Below are 15063 nucleotides of genomic sequence, written 5' to 3'. Positions count from 1 at the left end.
ATTATAAGAAAAAATAGTCGGGAAGTAAACTGAAAATCCTATTTTACATTTGTCTAACAATCTCTTATTTTACATTGACTTAACCCATTCCCAGCATTACGATTATAATAATTTAACGTTTTCATTTTAATGTAAGATATCATGGTAAGGAGGGGCCACTCATGAGTATGATCACTGGTAACAACGCCCCACTCTCCCAGTTGAATGATACGCCGACCGGGCTTTCAGCCCGCATGATCCGGTTCAGACATATTTTGCTCGCTCTCATACTATCGGTTGTTTTTTTTCTAATCTTTTGTTTTATAGCTCTACATGCCTATATCGCTTGGGTACTGTCGAATCCTAGTGTTGCACCACTGTATTCAAACCCTAAGCTCGCCAAAGGGGTGGAGTACGAGAACGTTCTCTTCCATTCCATTGATGGAAAGCAAACACTTAGTGGTTGGTATATTCCAGCCACGGATTCATCACGAACGATTGTATTGAGTCATGGATATGGAGCCAATCGTGAGGAGACGTGGATTCCTATGTACGACCTAGCCCACTATGCTCACAACTTGGATTTTAATGTCCTGATGTTCGATTACGGCTTTGCTTCACAGACCAGCAAAGAAGTTGCCACCGGGGGCAAAGAAGAGAAACGCCAGCTTCTTGGTGCCATCCAGTTGGCCAAGCAACGCGGTGCGAAGCAAATCGTAGTATGGGGTTTCTCTATGGGAGCCGGAACGGCTTTACAAGCTGGACTCGAAACGAAAGATGTGGATGCGATGATCTTGGACAGTACTTTTTTGCTGGAGCCAGACACCCTATATCACAACATCAAAAACCAAATCGATCTGCCTCGTCATCCTTCGCTCGAAATTCTGGAACTACTATTCCCTGTGTTGAACGGTACTAGTCTAGATCAGATTCCTTATAACGAAGTGAAATCATATGATTATCCGTTCCCAACCTTGTTCATACATGGAACAAATGACGATAAAGCCCCTTATCCAATTGCTGAGAAGATTGCCTCCAATCAAACACATCCCGATTCAGATTCGTGGATTGTGGAAGGCTCTCGTCACGAACTTATATTCCGTGAGTATCCACGCGAATATTTACGCAGGGTATCTACTTTCCTAGGGAAACTAGATCCACCCGGAAGCACAGTGACAGAATAGTAATAAGAGCTGTTTATTAAAGCCCGTAGCATCGCGGTGAGATGTTACGGGCTTGTTTATGCAAACTAACTTCATAATACATGCTGTAAGTCGAATATAGTTTCATAGTGAAGATTATGACAGGAGGAACGAATCGCATGCTGTATATTTATGGAGCTATGCTCCCAGCAAGAATTTTGGAAGAGATACGATTCTGGAAGCAGCAAGAAATGGAGCATACGGAAGTCATTAAAGCTATCGTGCCTGATCTTGAGCCTCCCTACGTTAAGCTGCTGAATGAGTGGGCAGTCGTATTTGGGGAAACCGAAAGGGCTGCCGAACAACTACTTCGTCAGGTTCTGGCTACTTCTGGACCACTATCCCCACAGCTCATTGCCCAAATTGAACGAATTCTTCATGTCTCACTTGAACAATCAAGAGAATTTATACGCCAGCTATATATGATGAAAGATAACAGTCCTGCTGTACAAAAGCCCCCCCTTGCCGACACCGTATTACTCCATATCATCCGAGAATCAGAATATTTCATTGAGGTTCTTAATGAGCTTAACCAGCCTGGGGCTATACAGCGACTTATTGAAAAGCATGGACACATGCCTGCCGAACCGCAGGGACCTGTAGCCACACCATTTCAGCAAGAAGAGATTGAAGCTGTTATACAAAGCGTTTCATCCTCCCCTCCCAATCAATTGGCTGTTCCAATCGGCGGGCATCGACTCCCCCCACTTCCGTATCCATACAATGCACTTGAGCCCTACATTGACGAGAAAACGATGCGAATCCATCATGACAAGCACCATCAAAGCTATGTAGATGGACTTAATAAAGCAGAGAAAAAACTTGAGGAAGCCCGTAAAAGTGGAAACTTCGATCTAGTGAAGCATTGGGAGCGTGAACTTGCATTTAATGGTGCAGGTCACTATCTTCACACCTTGTTCTGGACCATTATGAATCCTAAGGGAGGCGGTACTCCTAACGGAGACCTTGCGCAACAGATCAAAAAAGATTTCGGCAGCTATGATCAATTCAAAAAACAATTTACCGAAGCAGCAGACAAGGTCGAAGGGGGAGGCTGGGCGATTCTGGTGTGGAGTCCTCGCAGTCACCGGCTAGAAATATTACAAGCTGAGAAACATCAAAACTTATCCCAGTGGGATGTCGTACCCATTCTAGCACTCGATGTCTGGGAGCATGCTTATTATCTCAAGCACCAGAATAACCGTAAAGAATACATTAATGATTGGTGGAACGTTGTATTCTGGCCTGAGGCCGAGAAACGCTTCGAAAAGGCAAAGAAACTGATGTGGCAGCCATTTTAAGCTTTTATTGCGCATTTATGTATTCAAAAAAGGCTCCACCGAAAACTCGGCGGAGCCTTTTCTATAACACTCAATCGATAGCTAAGTCTCTTCTTAGTCTTTAATTAAAGACAAGAACTCAGCGCGCTGAGCTGAATCACTCTGGAATGTTCCACGTACGGCAGATGAAATCGTCTTGCTGCCAGGTTTCTTCACTCCGCGTGCACACATGCACAAGTGCTCACCTTCCACAACGACCATCACGCCATGCGGCTGAAGTACTTCAACCATAATGTCTGCGATCTGGGAAGTAATACGCTCTTGTACTTGCAAACGGCGAGTAATGGCCTCAACGAGGCGTGCCAGTTTACTCAAACCTGCGATTTTGCCACTAGGTACATAACCAATGTGTACTTTACCAAAGAACGGTGCCATATGATGCTCGCACTGGCTATAATACACAATGTCCTTTACAATAACCAATTCCTCATGTTGCTCGTCAAATGTAACGCCTAGCACATCACGAGGATCGACTTCGTAACCGGCAAAAATCTCTTCATACATCCGTGTCACGCGGGCAGGTGTCTCAAGCAATCCTTCCCGTTCGGTATCTTCACCGATCAGTTTGAGAATCTGCTCAACATGGTACTCTATCTGCTCACGCTGCTCTAAAACTTTATTGTTAACATAATCTTTCACGCCCGCCACGGTATTTCCCCCTTCCCGTTCCCCAAAAAACAAACGGCTATACTCATTAAACTTTATTTACGCTTGCGTGCCTGGCCTTTGCCTGGTGCCGGCTGATTTTTCATCATGTGTTGTGCACGCTGCATTTGTTTACCATTCAGATTGTAACCCATCTGTTTAGCCATCTTCTGCAGCATTTGTGGATCGTTCTGCATTTTCTCCAACTGCTTACGGAGATAGAATACACCGATAAAGAATCCCCCTACCAGACCCACGATCAATGTAATAATCGGAATAACAATTTCCATCACTTGACCACCTTTAGCTCATACTAATATTTACCATTTACTGGCGCGTATACGAACCTATCATAGCATGTCCTTTTCGGGACAGCAAATGGAAAAAACGCAGGCCTCATAGTCACCCATTAAGCTTATTTCTATAGACCTTTGCGATCTGGAATAGATCCCTCTAGCATCAGTAAAGAACGCTTAATTTCCAATCCCCCACCATAACCTACAAGCGTACCATCCAACCCAAGAACACGATGACAAGGAACGATAATAGGAACAGGATTCTTATTGTTAGCTCCTCCAACAGCTCGCACTGCTTTGGGTCTACCAATAGCTTCAGCTATATCTTTATATGAACGAATTGTTCCATAGGGAATTTCCTTAAGAGCTTCCCATACTTGAAGTTGAAATGGTGTACCACGCATATCAAGCGGTATCGTAAACTCCTTAAGTATCCCATCAAAATATTGCTTCATCTGGGACGATACATCAGCAAGCCGCTCCTTGCTATGTTCATATCCAACTCCTCCAGCCCAGGTACGCGACCATTGCTGCAGGACAGCCTCCTTAACGGTAAAAGCACCGAATTCAATTAAGCAAACACCAAGATCAGTTGCTACGACGGTCAATGTCCCGATAGGCGTGTGTATCTCATCATAGTATAATACTTCCGTTTCTACCGCTGGGGTGGCCGCTGGGGTGACCATTGGTTCGGCCCCCTTGGGAGCATCACTAACCGGAGTGTTCATTTCCATTCCAGACACGTCCTGTTCAGCTACTCCACCTTCAACCACAGCTTTAGCGTCTGCAACATGTGGGACGCTTTCCTGTTCCCCAGCGTTGCTCTCTGGCTGTAATTTATTCAATGCTTGTTTAAGCATCTCGCGTACGGTTTCTTCCTGTTCTGATTTCATGCCTTTTTCTAAGTTGTTCAAAGCTTCTTCGCCTCCAATACGGCCCAGAGCCCATGCGGCGGTTCCGCGCAGCTCTGGGCGCGGATCTTTCAACAGTACCTCGCTAAGCTTTGGTACGGCCGAAACGTCTTTAAAGTTACCCAGCGCGATAACAGCATTACGTTGGATCGGTTTTCTTCCCCGCCACGCTGCCGATGTATCGCCGAATGTTTCCTTAAATTCACGGTTGCTCATATCAAGAATCGGAAGAAGAAGAGGCTTCGCCTTTTCCGGATCCGGCTGCAGTACTTCATGATGTGTCCAGTTCAGGCCTTTGTTCTTAGGGCAGACGATTTGGCAGGTATCACAGCCATAAAGCCGGTTACCAATCTTACGCATAACCTCTTCGTCTAGAAATCCTTTTGTCTGGGTTAAAAAAGAAACGCATCGCTGCGCATTTAGCTGTCCTGGTCCCACTAGCGCCCCCGTAGGACATGCATCAATACACTTCGTGCATTCTCCACAGTCCTCCGTTACAGGTGAATCCGAAGGAAAAGGAATATTCGTAACCATCTCACCAAGATAAATCCACGAGCCAAACTTCGGAGAAATAATCGCACAGTTTTTGGCGCTAAAACCGATGCCAGCACGTTCAGAAACAGCTCGATCTACCAGGGCTCCTGTGTCCACCATGCTCTCAAGAACCGCGTCTGGAACTCGTTCACGAATGAACGCCTCAAGCCTCGACATCGCATCCCGCAGTACTTGGTGATAATCCTTTCCCCAAGCTGAACGGGCCATAATGCCGCGATATTTCCCCGGTTCGGATTTAGGTGGGTTACTCATCTTGGACGGATAAGCAACCGCAATGGCGATAATAGACGCTGGTTTGGTTCCCGGAAGAGACGGCGTAACTCTTTTATCTAGATCAGACTCTTCGAACCCGGACTCATATCCCTTATCCCTATGATTCTGCAAAATCGATTTCAGTGAAACAAACGGATCTGCTGAAGTAAACCCAATGTCATCAATACCTAGACTAGGTGCGGCCTGCTTCAGTTCTTCTTTCAGATCCTCCCACACAGAGGCCGAAGGAGCATAGGCTCCAAGTCGTGAAGTCATCTCCAGCGCCTCCTTTCCTATTAAAACTTATAGTCCTTTTATTTTGGATAGTGGCCATAGAATGAATTCGGCTCGTCCTACTATGTCTGATTCCTTTACACTACCAAACTCCCTGCTGTCTTTACTCTTACGATGATGACGATTGTCTCCCATAACGAAATAGTGACCTTCCTCAATGGTAACAGGAGCAAAATCAGGATCCTCGATAGGAACATCCGTATATGATTCTTCCTGCGCTTCTCCATTCACATAAAGGATATGTCCCTTGACTTCAATCGTGTCTCCCGGCAGGCCAACTATTCGCTTTACAAGAAATTCTTTCTTGTCAGGACCATTGCTTGGATCCTTCAGCACGATCACATCACCACGGCCCGGATCAGCAAACCGATAAACCAATTTATTAATAAATAGACGTTCGGACGCCTCCAGTGTCGGCTGCATTGATTCCCCTTTAACCATAGACAGATTAAAGACAAACATGTTCAGAAGAACCATAATACAAAATGCGATGGCAATCGTCTTGACCCAATCCCATAGTTCTGTCACCCAGCTGTTCTTCTCGGCACCTGTCTCTTGGGGATTCGGTACATCTTCATGATCACCGGAACCCGGAGGAATGATCTGTCCCATGCTACACCTTCTTTACTATCAAGTTTACCTCTGTTAGAGGCACCAAATACATAAATGGTACATTAATAGAAAAGCATATCTTTCTCCCATTTGCAACGGTCGATAGATATGCTTCATATAGAAATAAATGTCGTTTCCCGGCTCAAGCGTATAATTTCGATAAAGGCCGAAAGAACCCGTTTAATCCGATCTGATCATTACGGCTGACTTACGATACTCAGCTTCTGGAATGATGTCAGGATTTTATTAGCACCGTAGCCCATAGCTTCATAAAGTGGCATCGCTGCTGCATTATGCTCGTCTCCGGCAACAAGAATCCGGCTGACTTTACGAGATTGGAACCGCTGCTCCATCGCTTCAATAAGAGCTTTTCCAATACCCTGTCTGCGGTAATCTGGATGGATCGCAATCCGGAAATAGCAACCGTGATTACGTTCAATGGTCCCAATCAAGGCACCGACAATTTCGCCATTCTCTTCTGCTATCATAATCAAGTCAGAATCCCAGGCAAGTTGTCTGGAGAAAGGTTCCATCGTATTTTCGTAGCATTCTTCCGACAAAGCAATCTGTAATAGCTCAGTTACTTGGTTACAGTCACTCAACTGAAAGGAACGAACATGCATCTCAAAATCTCCCTTTTCGTTAGCATGATGCGGTTTACGCGGCTTACAACATTAGTATTCCGTTAATGCAAACCTAACATTTATAATTACTACAAAAAATGCGAAAATCCTGCTTTCTTGTCCATTAAACCACATATTACTCTAGAATTCACGAGTTTTCTTATGAAAACGCTTTATATTAAGCGGTTACATTTTTAGCCATGGAAAAACACCCATCATTGTCCACCAAAACTAAAATACGGATCTATGGGTGTCTATAATGATTAAACAGCACTTTCCCCAGCTAATCTCTGGAAAAAGCACTGTTCTTATATTTCATATTTTCATCACTGAAGGACCACGGAATCTCCTGTCTTAAGCCCAGATAACACTTCTACTTTATCCAATGTAATCAAACCAATCTTGATCTCCTGCCGTTCAACTAGTCCCTCTCCTTTGTCTATCATTACGTAAGAAACCCCACCTTCCGTCTGAACAGCAAGCTTTGGAACGACAATCGCTTTATCCTTCTGTACAGTCACAATCTCACCATTAAGCGTAAGACCACCGATTAAGAGGTCGTTCTTAGGTAAAGAGATGATGACTTTAAACTGCGGTGTCTGGGATGATTGTTTCTCCTGAGCGACGGTCTCGGCGAATTTTGCTACTTCCAGCACCTTTCCCTTTAAACGGGTATCCTTAATCGAAGGTAACTTTATCTCTACAGCCATTCCTGGCTTAATACTAAATATGTCATTCTCATCAACATATGCAACGAAGCGTAAGGAGTTTAAATCTACAATCTTGCCAATATATTGATTTGCGCTCACCGATTGAGGTTGTTGCTGCTGCGAGCTATCAAACAGAAAGATCCCTGAATCCGGTGATATGTAAGCCGACTTCTTTAATTTGTCTTGCAAGTCAGCCATAGCCTGACGTTCAATACTTTCGTTCACCTCATCCAACTGGCTGCTCAGCCGTACATTTTCCTGTTCGGCTAACGCTTTAAGTCGTTCGGCTTCCGTAGCTCCCATCGGTGCATTGTCCAAATCCTGATTTAACATGAACTCCTTTAGTTCCTTCTCTAGCTTCCGCTTCTGCATTTCCGCCTCCTTCTGCTCTAGCTGCTGACGAATTCCTTTTTGCTCCAGATTAAATAGAGTTTCACCTTTTTTAATCTGCTGACCATTCTGCACGTTCCAAGACCCAACCTTCGCCTCAAAAGGTGCGTATACATTCGTTTCTCGTCCGTACTCAGATCGTCCCTTAACCTGCACGGAATTCATAATATTCTCCTCTGTCACAGGAAATGAAATCACTTGAGGCACTTCCATCACAGGATCAGAAGGCGCTGTTGGCTTCACCACCTGCCCGTATCCCCAATAGCCCACAAAAGCTATCGCAGCGATAAATATCGTCCATTTAATGATCTTCTTCATACTCTTTAGCTCCCTTTTAAGAAACAATTCCTAATCCCGCTTAATCGCAAGTAGCGCATTCGTTCTCGCCGCGCTGATCGCGGGATAAATACCTGAGATAATCCCAGTCATCACCGCAAATGCAATGCCTATGGGAAGCGTGCCCATTGTAATAATGATCTGTAGCCCGGAGATTCCTGCAGAAGCAATAATGAATGAATTGAGCCCATTAATAATCAAGTAAGCAAACACAATCCCCAATAAACCACCCAAAAAACCAAGAAAACTAGCTTCAACAATGAACATGTTGCGAATTTGCGGCATATTGGCACCTAGAACTTTCATAATGCCAATTTGACGTCGACGCTGGTGCGTTGACATCGTCATAGCCACTATGATGGATATGGAGGCCAATAACAGAATAAACACACCAATACCCAGCGCTATCGCTTTGAAGGTGTTAATCTGTGAGGCTATCTGATCGCGCATTGCCAGATTATCACTCGCATTCAGGGCCAGCTTCTGAATCAGTTCCTCCAGTGGTCGAATGTACTGAGGATCATTAACTTTTATTGTCAAGGAGTCGTAGACTCGCTGCTTTAAGGCTGTGCTAACCTCTGGCATCAGACTGGCACTAAGCCACTCAGCGGTTTCGAAGGAAACATACGCCTGACGGTCATAACTTGCATATTCGGGATTCATTCCTGTGGGAACATCAAGTACACCCCCTACATAAAGCTGCGGACTGAGTATCATCTGTCCTTCGTTATCCATCCGCTCCATTTGGATGGTTTTGCCGAGCATATCCGAAGGTACATTCTCATATCTTTGCCGTTCCTCCCACAACTTCGGATTTGCGGGATCCGCATTAAGCATCTGATTCAACTTTTCACGGGTCTGACCATCAATCCATCCGGTTGTAGAACCGTAGTTGAAAACAACAGCTCCGATCTGCTCTAAAGGACCACCCTGCTTAAACGTTTTCCCTTGCTCTTTGAGCTGGGTAAGGTCCATTGCGACAAGAGACAGATTCTCGTTGATCAGATTATCCGCTGATATAGATCGGAAATAACCGATTTGTTTAGTAGCAATTGCGGATTGCACATGATCAAACCTTCTTATGATTTGAAGCTTGTCGTCTGTAAGCAAGCCTCGGTCCCATCCCTCTGATTCACTTGATTCACCACTACCGCCTGGCCCAATTGAACTTTGAGGACTAACATTCACTTCATCAAGCTTCAAGCTCCCTATGATCTCTTTCTCCAAATAACTCTGCGCGGAATTACCGATGCTAAGGGCGACGATTATTGCCGCGCAACCGATTGAAATGCCCGTCATGCATAATGCAGTAACTACTTTACGGCGTTTAATCTGCCCCCAAGCCAGCCGCAAGCTGTCTGAAAGTCTCAGTTGTCATCTCCCCCCTCATCCATATGGGTCGGCATACCGGATAAGACCGGGACAGCATCAAGCGACCTATACTCTGATGTATTAAGTGATTGTTTCTCTGGCTGCACCAAAAAGCCGTCTCGAAGCATGATCGTTTTCTTCATCTGAGCAGCGACTTCCATCTCATGGGTTACGATAACAAACGTTGTGTTCATCGATTTATTCAGGCTCATCATAATACTGATAATTTCCTCTTCTGTTTTGGTATCCAAATTACCGGTTGGCTCGTCCGCAAAAATAACAGAGGGCTCGGTGATCAGTGAACGTGAAATACTGACACGCTGCTGCTGTCCTCCGGACAGTTGAGACGGATACAGTCCCGCCTTATCGCCGATTCCTGTCATTTCTAGGAGCTCCATAGCTTTTTTACGACGTTTAGATGGTGAAATAGATTGAAAAACGAGTGGGAGCTCTACATTTTCCCGAATGGTTAGCGTAGGAATGAGTTCATATGCCTGAAAAATAAATCCGATATGTTTGCGCCGAAATTCAGCAAGCTTATTCTCTCCAAACTTGACGATATCTTGGTCAGCAATATATATATGACCTTCTGTCGGTTTCATCAGACCCGCCATCAGATTGAGTAAAGTGGACTTGCCTGACCCCGAACTGCCAAGCAGAGCGATCATCTCGCCCTTTCGAACTTCAAACTGTATGTGATGAAGTACCTTCAGCTCTTCATTCCCGTTTTTGAAGCTGTGTGATACATTTTCCAAACGCAGCATAGTCGCGTTCCTTTCTGGTTATTTATTCTACTTGTCTTCATATGGGTCTTGATTCAGCTCAACCGTCACGTTATAACTTTGGCTGCCAAGCGTTATCCGTTCATTCTGGAATTCATCGATCAGTGTTAAGTGAAACCAGCCACCTTTGAGCTTCTTATATAATTCATCTGTCAGTACATATTGGACGGTCCGGGTGCCTGGAACCTGAATGTCTGTGCCTGGCGTAAGTGTGTGCTCCTGTGTCTGCCCAAGACTATCTTTAATAACTAGAATCAGCTTATGACCCGCATCAGCAACGGTTAACCCCTCGGAGCGTTTTATATCAAAAGTGATATTGAGCGAAACTGATGAGCTCCCCTCCTGCAGATGGCCCACCGCTTTCGAAACGGAAATCGTATAAGGAAACCAATTTAATTGGGACAGTGAAGAACTCGCCCCCGGTTTCGCTGGACTTAACAGCAGCTTCTTCACGCCAAAAACACCCGTTGCATCTTTGCCCGGTTCCGCCAGCTTACCACCGGATATTGCAGTGCCAAGCGCAAGACTCATTTCATTTGCAGTACCCTTTGGCACCCTTGCCCAAAAGACAACCAATTGTTTAGCACCCGGCTGAAGAGCGATTTCCGGTTGCACCGTGTCTGCTTCATAAATTTTACCGTCTGCGCTTTGAAAGTACCCTTTTAGCTGTGCAGCCTGCACCCGGCGCTGCTCACCGCTAGTCATGGTAAGCTCAGAGTATATGATGTCAGAATCGGCTCCTTCATAAATAATGGTCCGCCGTTCCTGCGCCTCAGCTCGTCTGCCTGGTGTTTCGATTAAATAGGACTGCCCTCTATCCAATACATAGATTGATTGCATCGTGCCTGAAGTTGTCAGGTTAAGAAATGAGGTCTTTGCCGTGTCTTTTTGCGTAAACAGTTCAAACCGAAGTGAACGAATGTCTTTAATGTAAGGAATTCTTGTCACTACATAGATCTCTGTCGATGCTCCTGGGCCTATCAAGGAGCCCTGCTCGTCCGCAATAACCTCGGAATTTGCCAGAGTCGTCTTTTCATCCGCATTTACGTTCACTTTCAAATCAGGCAATAGAAGGGATTTCGATTCATGCGTATTGCGAAGACGTAATTTTGCAACAACTAGATCGACTTCCTGCCAAGGGAGGCGCTGGATCGATTCCAGCGTATACGCGAACCCATTCGCAGTCTGGGCGCTGTATTCAACACCGATGGATGCTTTATGTTCTGCTTGGTAAAGAAGGCCGAAGTAAGCAATTGGCAAGTTCATTGTGCCTGTAGTATCAGTGGCTTCTGGCGTGTTACCAGTTTCATCCGGATTAGATGGTATTTGACCGAAACCAGATGGTTCTATCATTTGCAGCTTTAGAAGGTCCTGCCTGAGATGAAGCGGAAGAGAAATATCAATCGAGATCGTTTTTTCCTCGGAAGGTCGAAGTGTTAACTTCTTATTGTTATCTGATATGTAAGGATAGAATGAGCCCTCCGATGCTTTGATCGCGAACTCATAGTCCGGGATTTCAACGGTTTTATTCCCTTTGTTCTTAAAGGCCATTTCAATATTCCACATCGCTTGATCACCGGATGCTCGTACAGTTGTCTGACCGACCTTTGCATCCACTCGATTACCTCGGAGTGTCAAGGTCTTAACAGTTCCAGGTGCAATATCCCAATTGGGAACTGTAGCTGTAGGGAGTTTGAAGGAAGCAACAGGCAAAGTCAGCTTAAGCGTCTCATCGTTCTCCGTCCATAAGAAACGCAGGTCGGTCGTTTTAAGATAGGAAGGAATTTCAGTTATGTAATAAACAAGCTTCTTCTCTTTGGGTTGAATCGTGGAATCTGATTTTCCAGCTTCTGGATGAAGCAAGAACGAAGTTCCGTTATTTGTTACTAAATATGGTGTGTAGCTATGGTCTGACCACGCTTTCCCCCCGCGATTTGTAACATACAATCCCACTTTAGCCATGACCTTACCATTATATTTAATGATTTGCAGAGATTCCGTCTGAACGGTAATCGGTGCTCCGCCGAGCGTCAGCTTCATGCTTTCTCCAGTCTCCACAGCAGGTGAATAGTTCGACGTCACTCTATACGCTCCTGCTCGCTCCAAATACCCTTTAACTTTCGGATTCCATACATCCATCGCGATCTTCATGCCTGATAAGGAACTTGTGCTGATCTTGGCATAATAGGTCACAATTATAGTTTGACCCGGGGCTATCATCTTCTTCGTCATATCGCGGGTAACCGGATTTGCCGCAGTTACAGAGCCTGAGACCACCACTTTTGGAAAATAAGAGACAAGACGTGCTGTGTTTTTTCCTCCGTTTGTATACTTCAGTGTAAATACCGCCACAGGACCGCTCTCCTGCTGCCACACATCCACATGTTCCAGTGCTGCAGAGACACTATCACCCAGTTTTACATCACTGAATTGTTTTATCACTTTAGGTGTAGATGGTATCTTTGATGTCGATAACTCTTTGTTTGACGCAGCTTTGACTTGTGCTGTAGAAGCCAGTATTGTGACCAGAAAAATGGCTGTTGTCACTTTGACCATTTTATTAACCATGTATTAAATGCTCCTTTCAGATTCACTATATTCAATCATGGATTTGTTGCAGATATACATGTAACGGAGGAATTCACCATAAAGTTTGCAGGGTACACTTGTAACAGTGAAAGATTTTGAAGATAATATGCACGATTCTGACTTTTCAAACATAAAAGTTGATTTAATCCCCCGGAAAGGTTTAATATATGAAGAGTAAGCGAATTACATATTTCTCTTATGGATGATAACGGCTTACCCATAAGTTGGCGGCCTTTATTCATATATTCAAAAAAACCAATTTACAGGAGGTATTTTCATTATGGCATTTCAATTACCAGCACTTCCTTACGCAAACAACGCGCTCGAGCCACACATCGACGCACAAACAATGGAGATTCACCATGATCGCCACCATAACACTTATGTAACAAACTTGAACGCAGCTCTTGAGAACGCTCCTGAACTGCAGAACAAATCCCTGGAAGAGATCATCGGCAACCTTGACGCTGTTCCAGAAAGCATCCGTACAGCGGTTCGTAACAACGGCGGCGGCCATGCGAACCACTCCCTCTTCTGGGAAATCATCGGACCAAACGGTGGCGGCAATCCTACCGGCGCTTTGGCTGAAGCAATCGACAGCGAGCTTGGCGGCTTCGATAAATTCAAAGAAGATTTCGCTAAAGCAGCTACAACTCGTTTCGGTAGCGGCTGGGCATGGCTCGTGCTGAAAGATGGCAAATTGGCTGTAACTAGCACACCTAACCAAGACAGCCCGATCATGGAAGGTCAAACACCTCTCCTCGGTCTGGACGTTTGGGAGCATGCTTACTACCTGAAATATCAAAACAAACGCCCTGATTACATCTCCGCTTTCTGGAATGTTGTAAACTGGGAAGAAGTTGGCAAACGTTACGACAACGCGAAGTAATTTCGCCTATGTATAACAAGAAAGAGCCACCGGGTAACCGGAGGCTCTTTCTTTTGTTTATCACTAAAATCTAAAATATTAATTCACTTGGAAGAAAAATATTGATTTAGAATACGCAGGAATACATTCGGAAATGCGTATAATTCCATATCCTCGGGAGAAATCCAGCGGAATTGAACATCAGAAGCGGACTTTACTTCACCAGCTCCAACTACTCTTGAACTCACATCGTAAGCAGCAGCACTCTCTGCAGCATATAAGTTATTACTAGCAGCATCACGCCACTCACACTTAAACACACGCATATTCCAGTGAATATGGCTGAACGTATGCTCCGCATTCATGAAATGACCTACAGGTTGAATCGGGATTCCTTCTTCCTTCAAGTCTCCTGCAAGCTTGTCCATCGCCGCTTCATCCGGAAGAGACACAACCGCCGCTCCACCATCCTGAGCTACCGATATATGTGGAAGTTCCCACATACTAGCCAGCAGACCTGTGCTTGGACGTTTACGAATCAGCACTTTCCCTGTATATTCACCCGTCCCTTCTACGAGTGCGGTGACTCGGTATTCTGGACGAGGAGGCTTCGCTTTCGTCTTAATAGGAAGTGATTCTTCCTTGCCTTCCAATCTTGCTGCACAGTGTTCCATCACTGGACAAGTGAGACACTTCGGTGATTTCGGTGTACATACGAGTGCTCCGAGCTCCATCAATGCCTGGTTAAAATCCGATGCCCTTCCTTCGGGGATCAATTGCATAACCAGTTCTTCCATATGTGAACGGGTGCTGCCCTTCATAATATCTTCTTCAATTAGAAAGTAACGCGACAAGACTCTCATTACGTTGCCATCAACAGCTGGAGCAGGAATATTAAATGCAATACTTCGGATTGCACCAGCCGTATAGGGGCCTACTCCTTTGAGTCCGAATACTTCTTCCTTGCCGCTTGGCATAACGCCACCATATAACTCTTTCACTTGACGGGCTGCATGCTGTAGATTACGAGCACGGGAGTAATAACCTAACCCTTCCCAGCATTTAAGCACTTCATCCTCTGGCGCATCTGCCAGTGACTCAACCGTCGGAAACTTCTCAATAAACCGATTGAAGTACGGAATGACCGTATCGACACGGGTCTGCTGGAGCATAATCTCTGAGATCCAAATATAATAAGGATTTCGGTGTCTCCTCCAAGGTAAATCCCTCTTGTTTCTACCATACCAATCCAGTAGCTCACGGCTAAAAAATCGTTGTTGCTCTATGTTATTCATTTCTGTATTTCCC

At 45.1% G+C, this 15063-nt stretch carries 13 protein-coding genes; 3 read left to right on the top strand and 10 right to left on the bottom strand.

What is annotated here, in order from left to right:
* Window positions 1-161: 161 nt before the first annotated feature.
* A complete protein-coding gene (locus ACK8P5_RS04120; RefSeq protein WP_422659720.1) occupies window positions 162-1163 on the top strand; it encodes an alpha/beta hydrolase in 1002 nt (333 codons plus the stop codon).
* A 137-nt stretch (window positions 1164-1300) separates the two neighbouring features.
* The gene (locus ACK8P5_RS04115) at window positions 1301-2482 is read left to right on the top strand and encodes a Fe-Mn family superoxide dismutase (RefSeq protein ID WP_422659719.1); all 1182 of its coding nucleotides are present in this window, start codon (window positions 1301-1303) and stop codon (window positions 2480-2482) included.
* Between the two features lie 93 nt (window positions 2483-2575).
* On the opposite strand, the gene folE is transcribed toward ACK8P5_RS04115, so the two are convergent.
* The 9 genes from folE to ACK8P5_RS04070 form a co-directional block, all read right to left on the bottom strand.
* Window positions 2576-3169, bottom strand: a complete 594-nt coding sequence (folE, locus tag ACK8P5_RS04110) for a GTP cyclohydrolase I FolE (protein WP_422659718.1) — start codon at window positions 3167-3169, stop codon at window positions 2576-2578.
* Between the two features lie 53 nt (window positions 3170-3222).
* A complete protein-coding gene (locus ACK8P5_RS04105) occupies window positions 3223-3456 on the bottom strand; it encodes a YneF family protein (RefSeq protein ID WP_422659717.1) in 234 nt (77 codons plus the stop codon).
* Between the two features lie 131 nt (window positions 3457-3587).
* A complete protein-coding gene (queG, locus tag ACK8P5_RS04100; protein WP_422659716.1) occupies window positions 3588-5456 on the bottom strand; it encodes a tRNA epoxyqueuosine(34) reductase QueG in 1869 nt (622 codons plus the stop codon).
* 27 nt (window positions 5457-5483) lie between these two features.
* Window positions 5484-6086, bottom strand: a complete 603-nt coding sequence (lepB, locus tag ACK8P5_RS04095; protein ID WP_422659715.1) for a signal peptidase I — start codon at window positions 6084-6086, stop codon at window positions 5484-5486.
* Window positions 6087-6283: 197 nt separating this feature from the next.
* Window positions 6284-6709 carry a GNAT family N-acetyltransferase gene (locus ACK8P5_RS04090; protein WP_422659714.1) on the bottom strand — a complete coding sequence of 142 codons (426 nt, stop codon included), beginning with the start codon at window positions 6707-6709 and terminating at the stop codon, window positions 6284-6286.
* 326 nt (window positions 6710-7035) lie between these two features.
* Window positions 7036-8127, bottom strand: a complete 1092-nt coding sequence (locus ACK8P5_RS04085) for an efflux RND transporter periplasmic adaptor subunit (protein ID WP_422659713.1) — start codon at window positions 8125-8127, stop codon at window positions 7036-7038.
* A 30-nt stretch (window positions 8128-8157) separates the two neighbouring features.
* Window positions 8158-9498, bottom strand: coding sequence for an ABC transporter permease (locus ACK8P5_RS04080; RefSeq protein WP_422659712.1), 1341 nt, complete (start codon window positions 9496-9498; stop codon window positions 8158-8160).
* Between the two features lie 14 nt (window positions 9499-9512).
* A complete protein-coding gene (locus ACK8P5_RS04075; protein ID WP_422659711.1) occupies window positions 9513-10280 on the bottom strand; it encodes an ABC transporter ATP-binding protein in 768 nt (255 codons plus the stop codon).
* A gap of 27 nt (window positions 10281-10307) precedes the next feature.
* A complete protein-coding gene (locus tag ACK8P5_RS04070; RefSeq protein WP_422659710.1) occupies window positions 10308-12866 on the bottom strand; it encodes a hypothetical protein in 2559 nt (852 codons plus the stop codon).
* A 301-nt stretch (window positions 12867-13167) separates the two neighbouring features.
* Between ACK8P5_RS04070 and ACK8P5_RS04065 the strand changes: the two genes are divergently transcribed.
* The gene (locus ACK8P5_RS04065; RefSeq protein WP_422659709.1) at window positions 13168-13776 is read left to right on the top strand and encodes a superoxide dismutase; all 609 of its coding nucleotides are present in this window, start codon (window positions 13168-13170) and stop codon (window positions 13774-13776) included.
* An 83-nt stretch (window positions 13777-13859) separates the two neighbouring features.
* Here ACK8P5_RS04065 and mutY read toward each other — a convergent pair whose 3' ends face one another.
* Complete coding sequence (gene mutY / locus ACK8P5_RS04060) at window positions 13860-15050, bottom strand: A/G-specific adenine glycosylase (protein WP_422659708.1); 1191 nt, start codon at window positions 15048-15050, stop codon at window positions 13860-13862.
* Window positions 15051-15063: the final 13 nt, after the last annotated feature.

Source organism: Paenibacillus sp. EC2-1, assembly GCF_049311625.1.
GTDB lineage: Bacteria > Bacillota > Bacilli > Paenibacillales > Paenibacillaceae > Paenibacillus_AQ.
The sequence above is the reverse complement of the archived record's forward strand: the minus strand, read 5'-3'. Positions and strand labels throughout refer to the sequence as shown.

Excerpts from the sequence above, each read along its gene's own strand:
- ACK8P5_RS04085 (WP_422659713.1), bottom strand. The coding sequence starts at position 8,127 with ATGAAGAAGATCATTAAATGGACGATATTTATCGCTGCGATAGCTTTT.
- ACK8P5_RS04120 (WP_422659720.1), top strand. The coding sequence starts at position 162 with ATGAGTATGATCACTGGTAACAACGCCCCACTCTCCCAGTTGAATGAT.
- ACK8P5_RS04075 (WP_422659711.1), bottom strand. The coding sequence starts at position 10,280 with ATGCTGCGTTTGGAAAATGTATCACACAGCTTCAAAAACGGGAATGAA.
- lepB (WP_422659715.1), bottom strand. The coding sequence starts at position 6,086 with ATGGGACAGATCATTCCTCCGGGTTCCGGTGATCATGAAGATGTACCG.
- ACK8P5_RS04065 (WP_422659709.1), top strand. The coding sequence starts at position 13,168 with ATGGCATTTCAATTACCAGCACTTCCTTACGCAAACAACGCGCTCGAG.
- queG (WP_422659716.1), bottom strand. The coding sequence starts at position 5,456 with ATGACTTCACGACTTGGAGCCTATGCTCCTTCGGCCTCTGTGTGGGAG.
- ACK8P5_RS04115 (WP_422659719.1), top strand. The coding sequence starts at position 1,301 with ATGCTGTATATTTATGGAGCTATGCTCCCAGCAAGAATTTTGGAAGAG.
- mutY (WP_422659708.1), bottom strand. The coding sequence starts at position 15,050 with ATGAATAACATAGAGCAACAACGATTTTTTAGCCGTGAGCTACTGGAT.
- ACK8P5_RS04070 (WP_422659710.1), bottom strand. The coding sequence starts at position 12,866 with ATGGTTAATAAAATGGTCAAAGTGACAACAGCCATTTTTCTGGTCACA.
- ACK8P5_RS04105 (WP_422659717.1), bottom strand. The coding sequence starts at position 3,456 with ATGGAAATTGTTATTCCGATTATTACATTGATCGTGGGTCTGGTAGGG.
- ACK8P5_RS04090 (WP_422659714.1), bottom strand. The coding sequence starts at position 6,709 with ATGCATGTTCGTTCCTTTCAGTTGAGTGACTGTAACCAAGTAACTGAG.